The sequence below is a fragment of the Pleurocapsa sp. FMAR1 genome (assembly GCF_963665995.1).
Taxonomy (GTDB): domain Bacteria; phylum Cyanobacteriota; class Cyanobacteriia; order Cyanobacteriales; family Xenococcaceae; genus Waterburya.
The window spans coordinates 1,352,639-1,373,306 of record NZ_OY762512.1; the positions used below are offsets into that span (position 1 = coordinate 1,352,639).

Here is a 20,668-nt window from a genome sequence, read left to right on the forward strand (position 1 = left end):
GGGCGACGAACTGGGCGCTTCGCCCTGTTACTAACGACTAAAAACTTTTTGATAAACAGAACTTAAATCTAAAACCTTGACAATTCAAATTACTTTTTCCAATAGCCAAATTCTGGTTCATAGCAAGTACCATCGAGATCGTTAACCCAATCGTTTATATAAGATTTTGCATCAATAATTGCTTGGTTGTAGACACTAGGACAAATTTCTTGCAAGCAAAAGTTTAGAAGCAGTGAAGCTTTTAGATCGCCGATTTCTTCGCCCATTTCTGCTTCAAAATATCGTTTGATTGATTCGATTGACTTTTGTTTTGCTTCTTTTGATAGTTTGATCGTCATAATTATTTGTTATTTGGCTTACTTTTTTTCGCATTTCGATCCAGACTGATTAGCTAGTTTTCTTGGTATAGCAATACGTACTTATATTAGGACATCTGCTACTCTGATTCGAGCATTCCCTTGCGCCAAGCTCTGGAGAGCTTCGACTCGCTTTGAGCGAGGCGGCAGACTCCAGTCTGCGCGACGCGGGCAGATGCGGGGGGTACCCCTTTCTCGAATCTACTTGTTACTTGTTACTTACGAGCAGTTCATTTTTCTGTCCTAACCAATCAACGTACTGCGATATGTCCAATACTGTAGCCGATTGCCCCAAAATGTTAGCTTCGCGATCGCGATTGTTCAATTATTCCTGATGTAAATGGCAAAAAACACTTCTGGTTCAACCTCAATTCGGAGTGAGGCGAGACTGCTATCAGGCGATCGCCTCAATCTTTACCTCGATCTCGGTATCTTTTTACTTTCTATCGTCTTGTCAGCACCCTTGGTTACGGGCATTGCTGCTCACGAATGGTTGAGCATTATTTTTATCATACCGATTGTGACCCATCTATTGCTCCACTGGCGTTGGATTGTTAATGTTACCCGTCGGTTTTTCCTAACCCTACCAAGAGAAACCCGTTTTAATCATTTTTGGGACGTACTGCTATTTGTGGTAATGACTTTGATTATTTTTTCTGGACTGCTTGTTTCTCAAGAAGCACTGCCGTTTCTAGGCATTTCTATTAAAGTCGATCCGTTTTGGCAAGCCATTCACAATATTACTGCCAATCTTTTCTTAATCCTGCTAGGGATTCATATCGCCATGCACTGGAACTGGCTATTGCGGGTATTACGTTTGAGAAAGGCTAGTGAGGGCGAACGATAATGAAGACGATCGAGACGATCAAGCGAACTGGTGTAATTTTTTCGGCAGCAGGGATGATAATTTTAGTCGCCTTGCCCTTAGCTAAAACCAATTGGGCAGAAGCTATCCGCACTGGATTTGCCGAACACCATCAACCAGAACTGAAAACAAACGATACTGGTTCGTTTAAGGCGATCGCACCTTCACTACTGAAAGCGACGATGTTAATCGGTGTTCCTGGAGCGATCGCGATATTTGCTCGAAAAGTTAAACGTAAATCCCGTTAACTGCTTAATACTCGCTGAATAGTTTTAAGCTGTCGAATAAAGAGCATCGAACCACCCAAACAAACTAAACCATTAAAAACAAAGGTGTTAGTTACTCCAATCTGACTGGCTAACCAACCAGAAAATAAATTGCCAAAAGGAACTACACCCATAAAGGCCATAGAAACCAGGCTCATTAATCTGCCCATTTTGTCATCATCGACTATGGTTTGCAGCACTGTATTAGTGGAAGCTAGCTGTAAAATGACGCTAAAGCCAATCAGCACCATAACTGGGAGAGAAAACAATAAAACATTAGATAAAGAAAAAATAATAAAGCCAGTTCCCAGTAGCATAGGCGCGATCGCGATCGCCTTTTCTAAACCATATATATTCGACCTGGAACTAAGATAAACGCTGGCAAATAAAGCCCCCAGTGCCGAAGCACCCATTAGTAATCCTAAAGTTTGGGAACCTCCTTTAAGAATATCAGCAGCAAAAATAGGAATCAAAATTACATAAGGTAAGCCGAAAAATCCTAGCAAGGATAGCAATAGCAGCATCGAACGAATTGCCGAATTGTCATAAGCATAGTCAAATCCTTCTTTCAGCTTTTGGATGGTGGAGGTAGTGCTGGGGACGATTTTAGTCGCGGGAACTTTCATCACCAAAAAAGCAGCAATTACCGCTATATAACTAAGACCGTCGAGCAAAAAGCAAATCCCCGCACCCACGCTAGCGACTAAAAAACCAGCTACCGCAGGGCCAATTAATCTAGCGCTACTAATCAAAGAAGAATTAAGGGCGATCGCATTTCCTAAATCTTCTGGCTGTTCGATAATTTCCTTAACAAAAGCCTGGAGTGTCGGCATATACAAAGCATTAACTATACCTTGGAACAGCCCCAAAACGATAATTTGCCAAACGTTAATTATGCCCGTCAAAGCCAATACTGCTAAGAGTAAGGACTGCACCATCGATAAAATCTGAGTGATAATTACAATTCGATGGCGCGAACCGCGATCGGCAATTACCCCAGCTATGGGAGAAATAAATAAAGTAGGAATACGACTGGCAAACCCGACTACACCCAGTAACCAAGCTGATTCGGTTAATTGATAAACTAACCAACTAGTAGCCAGAATAGTACTCCAGTTGCCAATCTGGGAAATCCCTTGACCAACAAAATAAAGACAAAAATTTCGATAGCGAAAGGCACGTAAAATTGGGAGTTTTTTTTTGATTTTTAGCTTCAAAAGTTGTATTCCAATTGGTTAATTAATTGCAGAAGCGGATCGTGAACCGCCCTTACAGCATTAGAAATGCAATTAATCGCTGCCATTCAGTAAGATCGCCTTTTTTATCAGCCAGAATTTGATTTAGATCGTCGAAATCTCGGTGGATACTATCTTTTAACTGGCTAGTCTTCTGTTCATAAGCTTGAACCTGCTGAATATTTGACTCTTTCCGCAGTAGATATCGCCTGAAATAATCAAACAGATCTACTAATACTCGAAAAGGAAAAGGTGCATTGTCATAATCTAGACTAGCTAAATATGCTTCATATTCGCTATCCATCCCCCGAATGATTAGATACTCTAGATAGTTGAGTTTGACAAAAGGGCTTTTAGGGAATTGCGAGAGTGGAGTCTGCATCATCTTTAAAGATTTCTCTGTTTGCCCTTGTTTGAGCAGAAATAGAGCATAGCGTTTAATCGCCCAAGTGTAAGCAGAATTGAGTTCTAAAACCCGTTCGTAACAACTTTGTGCTGCCTCTGTCCGTTCGTATTTTTCCAGAAAATAGGCGTAGTGAGAAAGAGTCCAAAGATCTTTATCGTATCCGTTGTTCAATGCTCGTTCGTACCATTTAGCAGCACGCTCCATCTGGAAATTTCTTTCGAGAATATAGGCATAATAATTTGCTCCCGAACGATCTTCTTGTAGCTTAAAGGCTTTATCTAAGTGCCACAGAGCCAGACTGTAATTATAAATTTTGCCGTGACACTGACCGATTCCAAAATGGTAATCAGAGACTTCTTTCTCTCTGAGTAAATAGCGATACAAAGACATTGCCACATTGTAAACATCTTCTTCTCTGAGAAAATCTGCTACTTCGGTTACGGTTTCCAAAGGATAGTGCTGATGATTATCGAGAATTTGCTGATATTTTTTCTCGCGTGCTAATTCCAGTAATTTATTGTTAGTCATTAGTTATTAGTTATTAGTTATTAGTTATTAGTTGTTATCTTCCCTACTTCCTAGCCAAAAAGGATTAACTCCCCGCTCGGCTAATACTGCCCAGGCGGTTGCACCAACATGGAGACTGCGAAAGTAAAGCCAAGGATTGCCGTCAGGCTGAATAAAACCCGTAGTCAAGGTAGTTTTATCGGTAGTGGGCATTCCTCCTGATGGCTCTTGTCCAGCTTCAAGCATTGCCAAGACAGCCTCAGCTTTTCGGGGTTGATTTATTGCCTGATATGCCAATGCCATTTGTGCCGTACCTTCATACCAAATACCGTCTCTGTCTTGGTTGAAATCAAAACCCCCTGCAACTTTTTGATGCTGTTCGGCATATTTAAGACATTGCCAATAGGGTTTAGAGGCTGCTTTTAAAGCTAAAGGTGTCCAGGCTTGGGCATCTAAAGGAATAACTTCTCGGTAAATAGTTGCTCCATCATCTTCTGTTCCCGTCCAAAAGTTACCCCCATCGCTATTCCACATAGCAAAGACAAACTGTTGAGCATAATTGGCTCGTTCTTGCCAAGCGGGTTCTTTAGTAAGCAGATAAAGCCGTGTAAAAGCTGCATAAAGATCGAGATTATGTTCGGTAGACTTGTAGCTTAACTTTGTCTGTTGTGCTTCCCAACCTGTGTAGCCCCCTGTATATCCTCCCGCACCCCTTGCATCACGACAGTTCTGTTCGATCCACTGCCCAAGTGCGATCGCCGATTCTAAATATTCTTCTCCTCCATAGCTTTGGTAATATCCCAGTAATGCCAGCATTGCCCAGGCAACATTACCCGTATGAGTACTGACGTTAAATTCGCTTTCTTGCCAGCTTTTGGTAGACTCGTCATATCTGCCAGGAAGTAAAAAATAAGTTGAGTCAGGATCGAATTTGCCAGCTTTGTAGGCATTACGAATTCGTCCATCCTGAAAAAAGCGATCGCCTTTTTGGGCTGCGACTAGAGTATCGACTATTTGTTTGGCTCGTTCTTGGTCATCTGAGGCGATAAAAGCCAAAGCAGCGACGGCGTTATCATAGGTAAAAGCTACCTTCTCGGAGATTGAATCGAATTCAGGACTATTATCAATTGCTGCATAGCTAACCATAAAACCAAGGTCGTTTTTGCTGCTTTGTTTACTGCTATTCTTATCAGTTTGGGTTGTTGCCAAAGAGCGATCAAATACTTCTGCTAGATAGCTATAGCTGCTGTTTTTCACTGTGGAATTAACATAAACATTATTGAAAGCTATCAAAACAGTAATCGTAATTAAAACCAGACAAGAAAATTGAATAAACAAGCGCGATCGCCTGTAGGTAGCTTTCTTAGAATTATTAGTTAATAAAAACATTATTATCAATTGTCCATTGATAAAAGGTGACAAACTATGTAGGGCGTGTCATCAACATGGCGATTGCACAAGCTGCTTGCGAAGCAGCGTGCCTCGCCATCAATTAGAAAAAAGCACTTTTTTCGCCATTTTAACGACCTACTGCGTCGAAAAATAACGGGCGACACAAGGTCTTGAAATGAATTCAAGACACGCGCCCTCACCTCCGTAGCCCTGCTATGCAGAACATTTTTCTCCTTGTATCTCGCTAAAATTAGCTTCAAAAGCATTCTTCCCTCCAAATGATGACACGCCCTAGCTAATTATTAAAATTTCTAGTTAAAGGATAAATACGAAAGATTGAGCTAATCAAAGACCAGACAGATTTAACTTCACTGATTGATTGTTTTTGCCATCGATTTGGTTGACCAAAAATAAAGCTGACTAATTTTCTTTGTCTGAGCAGATCTAATTCAATAAAATCGATTTCTGCTAATAAGTTGCTTTGTCGATCTAAATTAACTTTCTCGATTAAAACAGGAGCATTAAATAAGCCAATCTCAGGAATGTCTAAAATAGCAATTCGCTCTACAGCACTCAAAGAAGTGAGATTATTAAGATCAAAAGAAGTTGTTGCGCCATGCTCAGATAAGCTCTGGGTAGTGCCGTCAAGTATTCTATCCTCAAACATTAGTTGACAATTTAGCTGACAGGGAAAGCGAATTGCTAAAACTTTTTGGGGTACGTCGATCGCAATCAAGATTGCAATAAATAAAATGGCGGTGTTATAAATAGCCCAAAACAAACCAATACCAATTGAATCTGAATCTTGTTGCCATTGCCAGTTAAGAAACTGAGTGCCAATAGTTACTAAATAAAGCAGAAACAAGATTATTAAAGGGCTGGCAGCTTGCCAATTTAAGACGGCTTTTTTTGATAATACTCCTTTAGGAGTGACTTTAAAACCTTTACCAAAAGGATTAATTAAAGTATTGATCACCATAAAAGCGATGGGAAAGGCAATAATTGCTCCGTATACTTCCGCCCAAAAAAACGAACGTCTGCTACCATTTAGCCAAGCGAAAACTACGGCAAAAGTAAAGTAATAAGGCATGAAAAAGAACACCAGTTCGCTAAAGCTAGCTCGAATAGGTGCAATTCCCCACCAAAAGTACGCTAGAGGTAAACACAGAAAAAGGACATAGGCAGCAGATTGAAACCAGTAGAGAATGCCCAAGCCGTGAATAAAACGCTGTAACCAGTTTAAACCAGGTAAGGTAAAAGGATTAGCTCGACAAAATAAAGTTTGAATCGTTCCCTGTCCCCAACGTAAACGCTGGTCAATATAGCCACCAATATTTTCCGCTGCTAGTCCTGCTGAGAGAGATTCATTTAGATAAATAACGCGATCGCCTATTGCCTGAATTTTGAGAGAGGTTACAAAGTCTTCAGTTAGGGTTTCGGTAGGAATACCGCCGATCTTGTCTAAAACTTGACGACGCACCACAAAAGAAGAACCACAGCAGATAACTGAATTAGCCGCATCACGACCTGAAAGAATCGCCCCAAAAAAGATATCTTCGTCGTTGGTAATAACGCTTTGTAAGCCCAAATTGTGTCGGATGGGGTCGCTATTATAATAAGCTTTATTAGTTTGTACTAGAGCAATATCTGACTGTTGAAAAAAGCCAATGGTGCGGGTCAGAAAATTGCGTGTAGGTACAAAATCGCAGTCAAACACAGCTACTAATTCGCTCTGAATTTGTCCTAGAGCGTGATTAATATTACCTGCTTTAGCGTGACGGTTATCGGGACGAGTAATATAATAACAGCCCAATTCTTGAGCCAAATCTCTCATTTCCCTTCGGCGGAGGTCATCGAGGAGATAAATTCGCTTATGAGCATAGTCCATTCCCTGACAGCCAATAATTGTTCGGCGCAGCATAGCAGCAGGCTCGTTATAGGTAGGAACGAGAACATCTACCCAGGGTGTATATTCCCCTTGCAATACTGCTTGAGACCTAAAATCTGCCTCAATAGTGCGATCGCGTTCAAAAACAGCCAGCAACAGCGAAGAAATGCCCAAAATCCAGCCAAAAATCTCTAAGACCAAGAGCAAAATACTGAGGGTGCCGTTGAGCAAGTTATCTAAATTGAGGGTGGCAAACAGTCGCCATAAGAAATAGCGTCCAAGTAACAATAGCAAAATGCCCATTACCAGCAATCGCAACCATTTTGGCGGATTGACTGGATATAGCTGAATAATGAGAAAAGTAACTGCAATCCCAACCAAACTAGGTAAAAGCAAAGAACTGGTTTCAGGTGCAACGCTGCCAAAAGTTAGCTGATTACCCTGCCAAAAACTAGACAGTTCGGCAGTTGTTCCCCACCAATTTATTTTTGTCAACAGCAGAAACAAAATTCCTCCTGTCGCCATAACTATTATTCCCTGTTCGATCAATGTCCACCAACTAGCTTTTAGTTTATTTGTCACCGAACAACCCCCCTCTCATGTCACGCTTAAAAACTACTTCCGCACTACGTCCTACGTCACAGAACTGTGTCGAATTAACCTCAAGCGGTCGATCTAGCTTGACTCTTACTGCTACCTGACGGCGGAGGCTATCTGGTGGCGGTACGGCAATATCTCCTCCTGTTTGCACTCGTCCCGAACCTGCCCGAACCGACTCAACTTTTCCACTGACCAAATCACCATTTTCTGCACCCAATAAACGCACCTTGACAGGTTTACCTGGATAAATTTTTCCTGCATCCCGTTCGGAGAAAAAGGCTTCTACCCAAAGGTTTTGACAGTTTAATACCTCCAAAATGGGAACACTCGCTTCAGCGTATTCGCCCGATTTCGATTCCACCGACCAAATAGGACCACTAGTGGGACTAGGAATCTTAGCCTGTTGATTGAGTGATAACTGGCGATCGATCTTGACTAATTCGGCTTCAGTAGTTTGCTGGCGCACCTTTGCTTCGGCAAGTTGCTGCTGCATATCATTGATGTCTGTACTAAGTTCTCGCTGGCGAATCTCTGAATATCCTAGAGTACGAGAACCATCCAACTGTAATCCTGCTTGGGCAGCTTTTACCTTTTGTTCGGCTTGATTTACCTGCGATCGCGCATTTTTTACTTCGTTTTGGGCGCGATTAAAACTCAACTGCGATCTTTCTAACTTATCTTGAGAAATCACTCCCTGTTTAGCTAAATTAGCGATCCGTTCTAGCTCTTTTTTGGCAGTTTTGGCAGCAAATAAAGTTTGATCTAGCTGATTTTTAGCAATATCTATTTGTTGACCTTCATAATCCACTCCCAAGTCTTTTTGACTATTAGCTTCCTGGTTTAATTTAGCGATGGATTGACGGCGATCGCCAATTTGTGCCTCAACACCGAGTACAGTTTGTTTTGCCTGTTCGATCTGGGAAATAAGATTTTGCTTGTTTACTTCAAGTTCACTGCTTTGACGTAAATTTTTTACCGTACCGATGTTTTCCCCGACAGAAATAGACTGACCTGGTTGGAGATTTTTTAGCTGTAAATCACCAGCCAGAGGATTACGAACTTTGACAATTTCGGCATTAATAAATGCCTGACGACTACGCACATTTGAATAGTGCTGTTGTAGCATAAGTCCAACTGCTGTGGCTACACCCAATGCCATCACTAAACGTAAAGCTCGAAATGCTTTTACCTGAACGGGAACTGATGTAGGTGGTAAAGGTTGGTATGCAACCAGAGGTAGTTCCTCTAATCTGGCTAGAGATCTCTTAGACTCTGATTCGGGCAATTCGGGTAATTTCTTGGATGATTTACGATCTGACAAACTTTCTTTTCTCCACAAATAATTCAAAAAAAATTCCAGTCAGCGTTACACTGCCGTAAAACGACGGTGTCTGCGCTGACTGCCTTCCTCGGACAAACAATAATGTGCATCAAAAAACTTTAGTTGTCGATAGAGCATTGATACCTGGGGCATCTGTACCCCTGCCTGCCAAGCGGTTCGTAGGGGGTTGCCAAAAATAGCCTCTACCTCTAGCGATCGCCCTTGATTGAAATCGATTTTCATGCTGGTTTCGTAGTCTTTCATGGCAGCACTTTGCTTGATTCGTTTTTGAACAAACAGTTCGGGAATATAGCGACCATAAGCCTTGGCTGCGATAACTATTTCCTGCATTAACTGTTCGATAGAAGTACGAACGTGAGCATCATCAAACATTTCTTGATTGGTAGAATTTAGAACTACCGAAAGACCATTAACAGGGATATTGCAGATTAACTTTTGCCAACGAGCCAAAAATAAGTCTTCATGTAGCTGAATCATCACGCCAGCAAGAGCAAAGTCGGCTGCAATCTGAGACATTCTAATACTGACTCCCGCAGCACGATAGCCAGTCACATAATCTGCTAAAGTAATCAAACCGTAGTCAAGGTGGCGAATATGTCCCGCACCTAGCTTATAATTCAAGGTAAAACAAACGCCACCCATCACGCGATCGCTACCTACAATCTCAGCAATCTCCTCTTCCATACCCCAACCATTTTGCAGCACTAGCACCACGCCGTTATCTTTAAGAACTTGAGGCAAGATTTGGGGCAATAAATGATTACTGGTAGTTTTGAGAGCAACAATAACTACATCGCACGGAGGCATCTGGCTAGCTTCGTTGTAAGCTTTGACAGAGGGTAAAGCGAAATCGCCGTCGGGAGATTCAATAATCAATCCGTGTTGACAAACGTGGTCAAAATCACGATTTAACAGAAAATGTACGTCAAAGCCCGCTCTTTGTAAGCAAGCACCGTAGAAAGCGCCGATCGCCCCAGCACCAATAATGGCGTAGCTACGTCTAAAGTCATTTATCATTGAACATTTACCATTGATCATTGAGCATCTAACGCTTATTCCCTACTTTTTACTTCCCAATGACACGCCCAAGCAAAATTCTTCAATCTCTCGCGCTACTTTAGCTGGTTGTTCTACGTGTAAATAGTGACCTGCATCGGCAATATTTACCAAATGGGCATTAGGCATCTGTTTGGCTAACAATTTTCCCTTGCGGGGAGAAATTATTACATCATCACCGCCAGTTAAAATTAAGGTAGGGATTTGCACAGAAGCGATCGCACTACCTAAATCGATTTCACTAATACCCATAAAGTCATTTGCATCCTGGCTCAAACGAGTGTGTTTAAACTCATTTAAAACCAAATTTTTAACCTCTTCTGGTATTTTGGGGGCAAAACTTTGCCCTAGGGTTGCCAAATCCCATTCTCCACTAGTTGCCGCTGCCCAAAAGTCGGGATGAAGCTGAATCTTGGCTGCTGTGGTCATCAAGATTAGTCGTTTAACCTGCTGAGGATAAGACAAGGCAAACTGTAGCCCGATCAAACCGCCCAATGATTGACCCACATAGCAAATTGGCTGTTCGATATTTATTGCCGTCAAGAAAGCTGCTAAAAAATCGGCAACTTCTGTCAGGGAATTAGGAACTGTTCCAGATGTGTCTCCATGTCCTGGCAAGTCTACGGCTATAGAACAAATACTACTATCTAATTGAGACATCATTGGCAACCAATGACGGCTACTGCCCCCTGCCCCGTGTACCAGCAACATCAAAGATTTTGTATCAGGACTAGGAAATCCTTGAGGAATTTGATAATTGACGTTGTAATCTGCAACTTTAATTATTGGCATAACAATGAAAGGATGAGGGATAAAGGACAAAGGCGCACTTCCGTATGTATAAGGAAAGAAGTGCAGCTATGGCAAGAAAGCTAAGAAAACTACCCACTACTCCCGTACGGGCGAACGGCCGTTCGCCCCTAATTTATCTTCTGACTCCCTACTCACTACTTCTCTTCAGATTCCATCACGATGTTAGACAAGATAGTGTTCATTTTGTTGACTGATTCAATGTATTCTTTTTCGGGAACAGATTCACCGACGATACCCGCCCCAGCATTTAGATACACGCTGTCACCATATTGATAAGCAGAGCGAATGGCGATCGCAATATCTGCTGTACCGTCGCTATCTACCCAGCCAATACCACCTGCATAGATTCCTCTAGGTCGATCTTCAAGGCGATCAATCCACTCTAAAGCCAGTTTTTTATTAATTCCTGAAACGGTAATCCCAGGAAATAGCACCTTCAAAGCATCCCACAGAGATTTGTCAGTTTTAAGCTGTCCGCCAACCCGCGAGGAAAGATGTTGAACGGTACGATATTTTTTAACTTCCATGAAGTCAAATACCTGTACGGTTTCTGGTTGACAAACTTGCGCTACCTCGTTTTGGGCTAGCCAAACAGATAAGGCGTGTTCTTTAACTTCTTTAGCATCGGTAAACAGTTCATCATGCAGCAAAGCATCTTTGGCAGGATCGGCCTCGCGATGTCTGGTTCCCGCTAAAGGATTAGTAATTACAAATCCGCTAGCATTGACCTCCATCAAAATCTCAGGACTAAAACCAACCGAACGCACATCTCCTAACTTAAAACAGTAAGAACGAGCCGAGTTGTTGATCGCAGCACCGACATTATAAGTACCTAGTACATCTAAGTTACCTTTGACCTCTACCGAACGAGAAATAATAGCTTTGTGTAATTCGCCCCGTTGAATTGCCGAAACTAGATCGCCGACTCTTGATTCATATTCGTGGTTGTCCCCTGGTTCTACCTTTGGAGGGGTTACTTTGTATTCTGGCTGTTGAACTTCAACAGATATTGCCTCTAATAATTTCGAGGGAGATTTGATGCTACGAATATGTACTCCTTTATCTGTAATTCGTAGCTCAATTTCTGGCACAAAAAAGTACAGCATTGGCTGCTTGATCGCCTTTGAATATGCCGAATAGAACCGAGCAATATCAAAACCGACATAGCCATAGGCAGTCCAATTTTCTATGGGTAGATGACTCAACACCGACTCTACCTGCTTGAGCGGATCGCTTACTGTTTCAGAATAAGTTTCACCTAAATAGGTACTGTAGATTGTGTCCGTTCCTACTGCCACATCAGCTAAGGGATTGGCAACAATACGCACCTCGCTTTCCTGCTCATACAGCATATAGTCAGTAAATATACCAGCTGCGATCGCATTTCTAAGCAGCATTTGGGGGTCAGTTTTACCTGGAACAAAGACTTCGTGATAGGTCTGTAAATTATCGGCTAGTAAATACATGGTTGGTTGGTTAGTTGTTAGTTGTTAGTCGTTAATTAAGGAAAAAAATATTATTAAACGGCAACTGTTTCTGGTTTTGATTCTTCGACACTCCAAGCTTCAACTGCTTCTTTAATTGCCTGCATCTGAACTTTGGTGTTGCGATTAAGGAATGACTCCATTTTTTCTACTGGCCATGCACCTTCTGCTGGCGCGAATTTCTGCTCCCAGGTCATAACTGTACCGACGTTTTGTGGTAGCTCCTCATAAGTCCAGTGGATCTTCATCATCTCAAATGGAAAAGCCTGCTTGACTCGTTGCGCTTCGGCTTTTTTGCCTGGTTTATCGATGATGCGGGTGGAAACCCACGTGCGAGAAGGATGATCTTCTTCTGGAAAAGTAGTTAGCTGAAATGTTACTTTGTTGCCGTCTCTTTCTAAAACTTTGGCTTCTTCATACTCAGTAAATAGCTGAGGCCATAGTTCTATATTATTAGTCAAATCAAAAACAGTATCAAAGTCTTTGAGGATGACAATGGTATTGTGAGTGTATCCTGGTAATTCTGACATTATATTAATTACTCCAGTTTAAAATTTATTAATTGAAAAAAAGCAGAGGTTTGGGGGACTTAGGAAATGGGGTAGGGGTAAAGGTAAAACTTCCTACTTTCTACTCCCTACTCCCTACTTAGGGAACTATTCCTACCGCCCGAACCCAGCTAGCGTCTAGGTCTTTGATCTTCAAGGGAAAACAGGATACTTGAAAGCCAGTAGAGGGCAAACTATCTAGATTTGCCAAGCGTTCGATCTGGATGTATTCCCGTTCTCGTCCGTAAAAGTGAGCGGGCCAAAGGTTAGAGCGATCGCCTGTTTTCCAGAAGTCTTCAAGCATGGTTACAAAGGGGCGATCAAACCCATAGGTGTCGATGCCGATCACTTTGATTTCTTGTTTTACCAGCCACTCGGTAGCCTCACGGCTCATCCCAGGAGCGTCGCTAAAGTATTCTCGTTTGCCCCACAGCTTATCTGTTCCCGTCCAAAGTAAAACTATATCTAAGGGTTTTAGTTCGTGCTGGGCTTGCTGGAGAGCCTTTTGAATATCCTCAACGGTGATAAATTCTCCCGCTTTTTTGTGAGTCAGATCCAAACGGACTCCAGGACGATAAAACCAATCTAGCGGTAACAGGTCTACGCTGCGGGCGGGTTGACCTTCACTCTCCACACCATAGTGAATTGGTGCATCGATATGAGTACCCATATGGGTGGGCAAGGTTACCGTATCGAGGGTAATAAAAGCGCGATCAGGAAAATCTTCTACCTCTAGGCGACGAGGATCGGATTTGGCTTGGTTACGAGCCTCTACCTTGCCGCAAAACTCCTTTGCCCCTCGATAATGATCGAGTCGTTCTACCTTTATCTCTAAAGGTTCAGAAACCGAATTTTCGACTAAAACACTAAGATCGACTAGCTGCACTTTCGGTTTGCTCCTGTTTCTGCATATAAGCATCAATGTGGATCATTGCTTCATCGAGAGCCAAGTTAGTATCGGTAATGCCGACGATTGGTAATGCTAGTAAGATAGCTGCAATGATTTCTTCTTTAGTCGCCCCTTCTTCCATGGCTCGTTCGACGTGAGTATTAATGCCTCGCAGACCACGATGAGCAGCAAAAATGCCTAAGATAATTAATTCATTGGTTTTCATTCCCAAGGGTGAATATTCTCTGGCAGATTTAGCTAGGTCAAAAAAGCTTTGAGCCACTTCGGGGGCTTCTTTCATCATGTTTTTCATTTAATTTTCTCCTTGTTCTAAAATAATGTGTCCTTCTTTGGGTGATGGTGCTAAAGGGCCAGAGGCAAAAACCACCACAATTTCTTGCTCGCCAACGTTGTAAATAGAGTGAGCCTTTCCTTGGGGAGTCAGCACTGCCTGACCCGCCTGAAAATTCACGTCTCCCACGCCTTCAACCACGATTTTTCCTTGACCTTGCAAGACATAAAAGCATTCTTCACTGTGAGGATGGGCATGGTTTAAAACTTTCCCCCCTACTGGGACGGTTGCTGTCCCCATAATCATTTTGGTTGAGCCAACGCTGGTAGGAGAAATCAGAACATGAATCTGACCGCCTCGGTCTTCGATAGTAGCAACGTCTTCTGGACCCATTGCTAGCTTTTGGTTTTGAACTGTAGTCATAATTGGGTAGGAGCAAACGACCGTTTGTCCGTACATAAATAATTGGTGATTAATTCTTTTGCACTAGCTGACGGGCTTTGAGTAAAGATTTACGATGAATCTTTCCCGTTGAGGTGCGGGGTAGCTGACCCAAAAAGTAAATTGCTTTTGGAGCTTTAAAGTTAGGTAAATTAGCACGAAGCAATTTACGCAAACTGTCTTTTAATTGCCCTGACTCTTCAAAATCAGATTTGAGACTGATATATGCCACTGCCTGAGTTAAATTCTGTCCGCCATCAGATTCAGGAACAACAGCTGCATCTAAAACCGCTTCGTGCTGAAGTAAGATATCTTCAATTTCAAAGGGAGATACCCACTGACCGCTGACTTTAAACAAATCATCCTTGCGTCCCATGAAGAAGAAATAACCATCTTCATCGCAGATATATTTGTCTCCAGTCCGCATCGTATTACCGTAGATAACCTCTCGCGTTTCCTGGTGGCGATTCCAGTATTGCAGCATCAGACTTGCTCCCCCGACCTGGAGATTGCCAATTTCACCTTTAGATAGGTCAAAACCGCGATCGTCTACAATCCTTACATCATAACCAGGAACAGGCTTACCGCAGCTACCAGGACGACATTCTCCTACACGATTAGATAAAAAGATGTGCAGAAATTCACTCGTGCCAATACCTTCGCAGATCTCCAGATTAAAGCGATCGCGCCATTTATGCCAGATACTTCTGGGTAGCTGTTCTGCTGCTGAAAGACACATCCTCAAAGAACTAGTATCTAAAGGAGCAATTTCCTGTACCGCCCAAATTCCTGAATAAATTGCAGGAATGGCAAACAAAACCGTCGGTCGATAGCGATTAATATCGGCAATGATATCAAAAACATTATTGGCATCAGTCAGTACCGCAGCCGCCCCAATTGCCATTGGCATATAGAGAGTGTTGCCCAAACCATAGGCAAAGGGCATTTTAGCTACCGAATAGACAATATCGTCTCGATTTAGTCCGATAGTTGCCCGTGCATACTCTTCGACACACATTGCCATACTGCGATGCAGATGAACTACCCCTTTTGGTTTGCCCGTACTGCCAGAAGTATAGAGCCAGAATGCTGGCTCGTCCCTAGATGTGGGGGCTGGGGTAGGTACACTATCTATCTGACTTAGTTGTTCGCTCAAGGAATTTTCACCATCAGTGAGAATAACCTGACGCAAGAACTCAAGCTTGCTTGTGGGAATACCAGCAGGAAAAAGCTTTTGTTGCCATTCTTGGTTAGTAATTAAAAATTTAGCTCGACAATCTTGCAAAATATATTGAATATCTTCAATTTCACAAGCAGTGTTAATGGGAACGGGAATTGCACCCATCCAGATTGCTCCCCAAAAAGCAAAAACAAACTCAGGACTATCGGGTAGTAAAATGGCAATGCGGTTTTCGCGTTCTAAACCTAGATTAGATAATAAAGCTGCTGTGTGACAGACTTCCTCATTAACTTTGCGATAGCTATAAACTTCATCTCGATAGTAAAAAGCTATTCTTTCGCCATTTTCTCGATCGAGTTTGCTTTTAAGAAAGTAAGCCGCAATATTAAAAACTTCAGGCAGTTGTTTATAGGATAGATTCATTGCTTGTTCTCTATAAATGTTCAGTTAGCCAGGACGTGAACTAGCACATATTCATTACAGCTTGACCAGCTAGCAATCCAATGGGTGTAACCTAGTTTTGCTGCCTGCAATTTAGCCTTACCATAAAGCTTGATGCTTAACTGAAAGTCGGAGACGATCGCTTCTATTTCGTGCCAGTCAATACCTGCTAATCCAGTTCCTAAAGCTTTGCCTACTGCTTCTTTGGTAGCAAAACAGACAGCGAAGTTTTGATAAGGTTGTTTAGCTGACTGACAGCGATCGATTTCGTCTAGGGTAAATAGCAAATTTAAGGTTTCTCGGTCATAGCGATCGATTAACTGTTCAATTCTTTCAACAGAAGCAATGTCAACGCCAATTCCCATACCCATATTTTTAGTGGAAGTTGTTGAGGAAGTTTGACGAGTCGATAACTTAACTACTCGGTTTCCAACAAATTTGGGGGAACTATTTCGGTTGAACAGGGTGCGCGGTTTAAGACTTGGCTGATACTGTATTTTCAACATAATTACTGTCTGAAGAACTAGACTGGTCAACGGCTTGAGCGATTTTTTCACTGATCTGCGCCAGAGTTATATCCTGACGGGATTCTAGCTTGATGTTGATTCCCAAACGGCGTTTTAGTCCGAGAGAAATATCAACGGTTTCGGTAGAATCTAACTGTAGATCTTGGCGAATCGAAGCTGTATCGGTAAGTTCTGCTTCTTCAAAACCTAAATCGATCAGAACATCTTTGAGTGCTGGATTTATCATTGATTGACTTTACAAATGGTATTTATATTGTTTTAGTTAGGATTAGCTACTTACTAATTACAAAGGAAGCATTAACCCCTTCGCGGGCGCGGGAGTTAACCAGAGTTCGGGCAACTGGAATCGATTGAGCTTGGGTAACAAAATTTAGCTGGCAATCGTCCTCGGCATTGACTGACTGCATAACGGGTAGTTTGCCCGTTTCCATCGCCATTAGGCTACAGGCGACTTCAGTGGTACAGCTAGCACCGTAAAGATGACCAAACAGAGATTTAGGTACGGTAACGGGAACATCTGGAGCATCAGCAAATGCTCCTTTAATGGCTTCTGCTTCTATACGATCGCCTGTTTTGGTACCGCAACCTTCGGCAAACACAACATCAATATCTTGAGCAGATAGATTGGCATCTTTTAGGGCTTTATTCATTGCCCGTTTGAATTGAACTCCTTGTGTAGGATCAGTATCAGTAGTCATGCTACCCGAAGTAACTTCGCCATAAATTTTTGCCCCTCGTGCTAGGGCGTGTTCTTCTGACTCTAGAACTAAAACCGTACTGCCTTCCCCTAGAACAATGCCCGATCGGTCTTTGTCAAACGGTTGATATGCCGTACTTGGATCTGCTGCACCACTAATTTCCCCTGTTTCGTAATAGCAAACCATGCCAAAGCGAGTAATAGGAGCTTCCGAGCCGCCTGTAAGCACAACATCGTTATGCCCATTCTGGATCGACTTAACGCCAAAGTACAGACCACTAGCACCGCTAGCGCGATCGCAAACAAAGCTTTTACTATAGCCTCGAATACCATAGCGAATGGTGACGTAACCCTGGGCAGCAGTCGGAAACCAAGCAGTAGCCTGCCAGGGATTAACCATAGTTGCGCCGTCGTTATATAGCTCCTTGAAACCCCGTTCACAGATATCCCAACCACCAGCGTTGTTGCCAAACCAAACCCCAACCCGATAAGAATCTTCTGTTTCTAGATCTAAATTGGCATCTGTTAAAGCCAGATCGCTAGCTGCTAGAGCATAGTGAGTAAAGCGATCGGTTTTGACCACTAGACGGCGAGGAATAAAATCATCGGGCTTAAAATCGTGAATTGTTCCTGCTACCTTAGTCGGGAAGTTGGTCGGATCGAAGCGATCTATTTCGCCAATTGCCGACTTACCCGCGGTCATATTTTGCCAGAATTGCTCTTTGCCAATGCCCGATGGATTGACAATGCCAATTCCCGTCACGACTACTCGTTTTTTATCCGTCATTTTTTTTCTCAGTAATATTGAACCTGTAACTAGACTGCGATCGCCGACGTTTCGGTCGAAGACACTGCCAATTCTTCAGGTTTGAGCTTGCGTAAAATTGCAGCAGAGTGAATACCGCCAAAACCAGAGGCTGTTAACATAGCGGTATTTACTTCCTGTTCTCTAGCAACGTTGGGAACATAATCCAAATCGCATACAGGATCGGGAAATTCGTAGTTAGCAGTAGGATGAATTGTCGAAAGCTCGATCGCCCCCAAGGTGGCAACTACGCCAACTAAACTAGCCGAAGAAAGAGAATGTCCGATCATCGATTTAGTAGAACTAATCGGCACTCGGTACGCTTGCTCTCCCAACACTGTCTTATAGGCATTGGTTTCAAAAACGTCATTCTGTGGGGTAGAACTACCATGAGCGTTGATGTAGTCGAGTTCTTCTGGAGCAACTTTACCCGACTCTAAAACCTTCCTTACCACAGCAGCCATGGGAATACCGTGATCGGGTAGGTCGGTCATGTGAAAAGCGTTGCTGACGCTAGAGTAGCTAACTACCTCTGCATATATATGCGCTCCTCTGGCTTGAGCGTGTTCCAACTCTTCTAATATCAAAACCGCAGCAGCTTCGCCAATTACAAAGCCAGCTCGCTTGACATCAAAAGGACGAGAAGCTTTTTCGGGTTCGCAGTCGGCTACGGACAGAGAGCCGATTACGTCTAAAGTAGCATAGGTCAGGCTAGTTAAAGGTGCTTCGGTTGCTCCTGCCATCATTATTTCCATTTCGCCAGATTGAATTAGTTCAAAACTCAATCCCAAGGCATCTAAACCCGCAGTGCAGCCAGTAGAAAGAGAGGTACAGTGACCCTGTAAATTATACTTGCGTGCCAGTAAAGCAGCAGAATAATTGAACATACCTGCGTTATAGAAATTTTCTCCCGTTTCCACGTAGCTAATTTCTTCCGTGCCTCTATTGGTACACTGCTCGTAAACCTTTTGAATATAAGGAGTTCCACCAATTGCCGAAGAAAATATCGTTCCCAACATTTCTGGGTCTTCTTGGTTGATATCGATACCTGAATCTTCCCAAGCCATCGTTCCCGAACATACGCCAAACTGAACCACTCGATCTTGTTCTAAAAGGTGTTCAAATTCAGCCCCCGAACAATGGTTCGACAGATCAAAATCTAAAACTCTGCACACAACATTACTTTTAATGCCCATCGCCTCCATTTCAGAATCGGCGGTCAAAAAGGATTCTCCCCTAATTGCGTTTTTCCAAAACTGTTCTTTGCCAATTCCTAATGGAGCGATCGTTCCAATGCCTGTAATTACAACTCGTTTCATATTTTTTGGCGATAAAAATAACTAGATTGAAGCTAAAAAGCAAGTTTACTTAGAATCGATTAAGCTATCTCAAGCAGCGAATTACAATGACGCAGATACGTTAGTTCAGCAGATAAAATTGAACAATTAGCCACCAACAAGGTTTGTAGAAGAAATAAAGCAGTCATGAAAATCTAGAAATCTATTAGTTCAGTGGTTGCAGTAATTCGATACCTAAATCTAAATGTTGAATCTTCATTTCTTTCTGTCATTTCTTCTTGTAAGCTATTGTTTGCTTTCGCTTACTAGTAACATTAGTTCGTTCTTTTTAGTCGTGGGTAGAAATAAAGTACGAACTTTGTTGAATCTGTGTTTAATTTTTGTCTGTGTTGTTCTGTTCAGTCTAAAAAATTTTTAGTCACTCAAAAGATATTTAAACTAAAATTACCTTTTTTGAATTAAATAAAACAAAAAACAAGCTTAAAATAAGCATAAAAAAGCTATATTCTACTCTTTTTATCAACGACAACTATATTCTATGGTGCTAAATTAGAAATTCAGGTAAAAATTCAAGCTAGAAGTAAATAGCTCTGATAATTGGTTGTTAGACAACTTAGCTGCAACTCTATTGTTCTTCCAATAGCTATTATCTTTGTTCAGTAATCTGCAACACTCGTTTACTACTACTACTATGAGAATATCGTTTAAAAATTCCCAGATAGAAATTAGAAAACATCATCAACGCTCGCCAGAGATCGCTAAATCACCCAGACAAATTGCCACACTTCAAAGAAATGAAATAGTCAGACCCAAATTTTCAGAAGCCAGTTCAGCTATCAAAAAATTCTCTAAGCATTCGGCATCAACAGTCGTTACTTATCCAGTTCCAGGAAAAAACGCCGTCGAGCAAATATCTTATGCAGAACCTCTTCAAGATAATGGCAAAGGTCTAGTTTGGATTAATTCAGCACAGTATTTTGAAAATGTACCGCCTAGTGTTTGGAACTTTGGCGTAGGTAATTATTGTATATGTCAAAAATGGCTCAAGCTGAGAGAAGGAACTACTTTAAATCGTCAAAATGTTCAAGATTATCAACGCTTGGTCATGCTGATTAGCGAAACCATCAATTTAATGAATAACGTTAATTCTCAGCTAATGCACGAGTAGATAATATCGCAGTACGCTAATTGGTTGGGACAGAAAAAAACGAGCGACCCCGCGTCGCCGTCAGGCGCAAGGGAACGCGCGAGTATTGGCTCGTAAGTAATGAGTAATGAGTAATAAGTGTCCTAAAAAATAGTACGTATTGCTGTATCAGCGTAAATCATATTAGCTATCA

General features: G+C 42.2%; 21 protein-coding genes. 3 read left to right on the forward strand and 18 right to left on the reverse strand.

The genetic code is table 11. From position 1 onward, the window contains the following. Positions 1 to 89: 89 nt before the first annotated feature. Positions 90 to 338, reverse strand: coding sequence for a DUF2164 domain-containing protein (locus SLP02_RS06575; RefSeq protein ID WP_319419857.1), 249 nt, complete (start codon positions 336 to 338; stop codon positions 90 to 92). 358 nt (positions 339 to 696) lie between these two features. On the opposite strand from SLP02_RS06575, the gene SLP02_RS06580 reads away from it, so the two are divergent. Both SLP02_RS06580 and SLP02_RS06585 read left to right on the forward strand, forming a co-directional pair. Then, complete coding sequence (locus tag SLP02_RS06580; protein WP_319419858.1) at positions 697 to 1,203, forward strand: DUF4405 domain-containing protein; 507 nt, start codon at positions 697 to 699, stop codon at positions 1,201 to 1,203. Continuing rightward, positions 1,203 to 1,469: a hypothetical protein gene (locus tag SLP02_RS06585; RefSeq protein ID WP_319419859.1), complete on the forward strand. Its 267-nt coding sequence runs from the start codon at positions 1,203 to 1,205 to the stop codon at positions 1,467 to 1,469. The genes SLP02_RS06580 and SLP02_RS06585 overlap by 1 nt, the downstream gene beginning before the upstream one ends. On the opposite strand, the gene SLP02_RS06590 is transcribed toward SLP02_RS06585, so the two are convergent. From SLP02_RS06590 to SLP02_RS06670, 17 genes are all read right to left on the reverse strand, one after another. Further along, positions 1,466 to 2,704, reverse strand: a complete 1,239-nt coding sequence (locus tag SLP02_RS06590) for an MFS transporter (RefSeq protein ID WP_319419860.1) — start codon at positions 2,702 to 2,704, stop codon at positions 1,466 to 1,468. The genes SLP02_RS06585 and SLP02_RS06590 overlap by 4 nt on opposite strands. Positions 2,705 to 2,756: 52 nt before the next feature. Next, positions 2,757 to 3,656, reverse strand: a complete 900-nt coding sequence (locus SLP02_RS06595) for a tetratricopeptide repeat protein (protein ID WP_319419861.1) — start codon at positions 3,654 to 3,656, stop codon at positions 2,757 to 2,759. 27 nt (positions 3,657 to 3,683) lie between these two features. After that, positions 3,684 to 5,024: an AGE family epimerase/isomerase gene (locus SLP02_RS06600; protein WP_319419862.1), complete on the reverse strand. Its 1,341-nt coding sequence runs from the start codon at positions 5,022 to 5,024 to the stop codon at positions 3,684 to 3,686. Positions 5,025 to 5,322: 298 nt separating this feature from the next. After that, entirely contained in the window at positions 5,323 to 7,497 is a 2,175-nt protein-coding gene (locus tag SLP02_RS06605; RefSeq protein WP_319419863.1) for a glycosyltransferase family 2 protein, read from the reverse strand. Beyond that, entirely contained in the window at positions 7,487 to 8,836 is a 1,350-nt protein-coding gene (locus tag SLP02_RS06610) for an HlyD family secretion protein (protein WP_319419864.1), read from the reverse strand. Before SLP02_RS06610 ends, SLP02_RS06605 begins: the two co-directional genes overlap by 11 nt. Positions 8,837 to 8,881: 45 nt before the next feature. Beyond that, positions 8,882 to 9,874: a putative 2-dehydropantoate 2-reductase gene (locus SLP02_RS06615; protein WP_319419865.1), complete on the reverse strand. Its 993-nt coding sequence runs from the start codon at positions 9,872 to 9,874 to the stop codon at positions 8,882 to 8,884. A 42-nt stretch (positions 9,875 to 9,916) separates the two neighbouring features. Beyond that, a complete protein-coding gene (locus tag SLP02_RS06620) occupies positions 9,917 to 10,705 on the reverse strand; it encodes an alpha/beta fold hydrolase (protein ID WP_319419866.1) in 789 nt (262 codons plus the stop codon). Positions 10,706 to 10,860: 155 nt separating this feature from the next. Continuing rightward, positions 10,861 to 12,192: a salicylate synthase gene (locus tag SLP02_RS06625; RefSeq protein ID WP_319419867.1), complete on the reverse strand. Its 1,332-nt coding sequence runs from the start codon at positions 12,190 to 12,192 to the stop codon at positions 10,861 to 10,863. A 53-nt stretch (positions 12,193 to 12,245) separates the two neighbouring features. Then, positions 12,246 to 12,740 (reverse strand): SRPBCC family protein, encoded by a 495-nt coding sequence (locus SLP02_RS06630; protein WP_319419868.1) that lies wholly within the window; start codon positions 12,738 to 12,740, stop codon positions 12,246 to 12,248. Between the two features lie 118 nt (positions 12,741 to 12,858). Beyond that, a complete protein-coding gene (locus tag SLP02_RS06635; RefSeq protein WP_319419869.1) occupies positions 12,859 to 13,644 on the reverse strand; it encodes a cyclase family protein in 786 nt (261 codons plus the stop codon). Beyond that, positions 13,625 to 13,960: a carboxymuconolactone decarboxylase family protein gene (locus SLP02_RS06640; RefSeq protein ID WP_319419870.1), complete on the reverse strand. Its 336-nt coding sequence runs from the start codon at positions 13,958 to 13,960 to the stop codon at positions 13,625 to 13,627. Before SLP02_RS06640 ends, SLP02_RS06635 begins: the two co-directional genes overlap by 20 nt. After that, positions 13,961 to 14,362 carry a cupin domain-containing protein gene (locus SLP02_RS06645; protein ID WP_319419871.1) on the reverse strand — a complete coding sequence of 134 codons (402 nt, stop codon included), beginning with the start codon at positions 14,360 to 14,362 and terminating at the stop codon, positions 13,961 to 13,963. A gap of 49 nt (positions 14,363 to 14,411) precedes the next feature. Beyond that, positions 14,412 to 15,983, reverse strand: a complete 1,572-nt coding sequence (locus SLP02_RS06650; RefSeq protein ID WP_319419872.1) for a benzoate-CoA ligase family protein — start codon at positions 15,981 to 15,983, stop codon at positions 14,412 to 14,414. Between the two features lie 20 nt (positions 15,984 to 16,003). After that, entirely contained in the window at positions 16,004 to 16,507 is a 504-nt protein-coding gene (locus SLP02_RS06655; protein WP_319419873.1) for a holo-ACP synthase, read from the reverse strand. Beyond that, positions 16,476 to 16,754, reverse strand: coding sequence for an acyl carrier protein (locus SLP02_RS06660; protein ID WP_319419874.1), 279 nt, complete (start codon positions 16,752 to 16,754; stop codon positions 16,476 to 16,478). The genes SLP02_RS06655 and SLP02_RS06660 overlap by 32 nt, the downstream gene beginning before the upstream one ends. Positions 16,755 to 16,800: 46 nt before the next feature. Next, positions 16,801 to 18,012, reverse strand: coding sequence for a beta-ketoacyl-[acyl-carrier-protein] synthase family protein (locus tag SLP02_RS06665; RefSeq protein ID WP_319419875.1), 1,212 nt, complete (start codon positions 18,010 to 18,012; stop codon positions 16,801 to 16,803). A 29-nt stretch (positions 18,013 to 18,041) separates the two neighbouring features. Next, positions 18,042 to 19,349, reverse strand: a complete 1,308-nt coding sequence (locus tag SLP02_RS06670) for a beta-ketoacyl-[acyl-carrier-protein] synthase family protein (protein ID WP_319419876.1) — start codon at positions 19,347 to 19,349, stop codon at positions 18,042 to 18,044. Between the two features lie 670 nt (positions 19,350 to 20,019). On the opposite strand from SLP02_RS06670, the gene SLP02_RS06675 reads away from it, so the two are divergent. Next, positions 20,020 to 20,496, forward strand: a complete 477-nt coding sequence (locus SLP02_RS06675) for a type ISP restriction/modification enzyme (RefSeq protein WP_319419877.1) — start codon at positions 20,020 to 20,022, stop codon at positions 20,494 to 20,496. Positions 20,497 to 20,668: the final 172 nt, after the last annotated feature.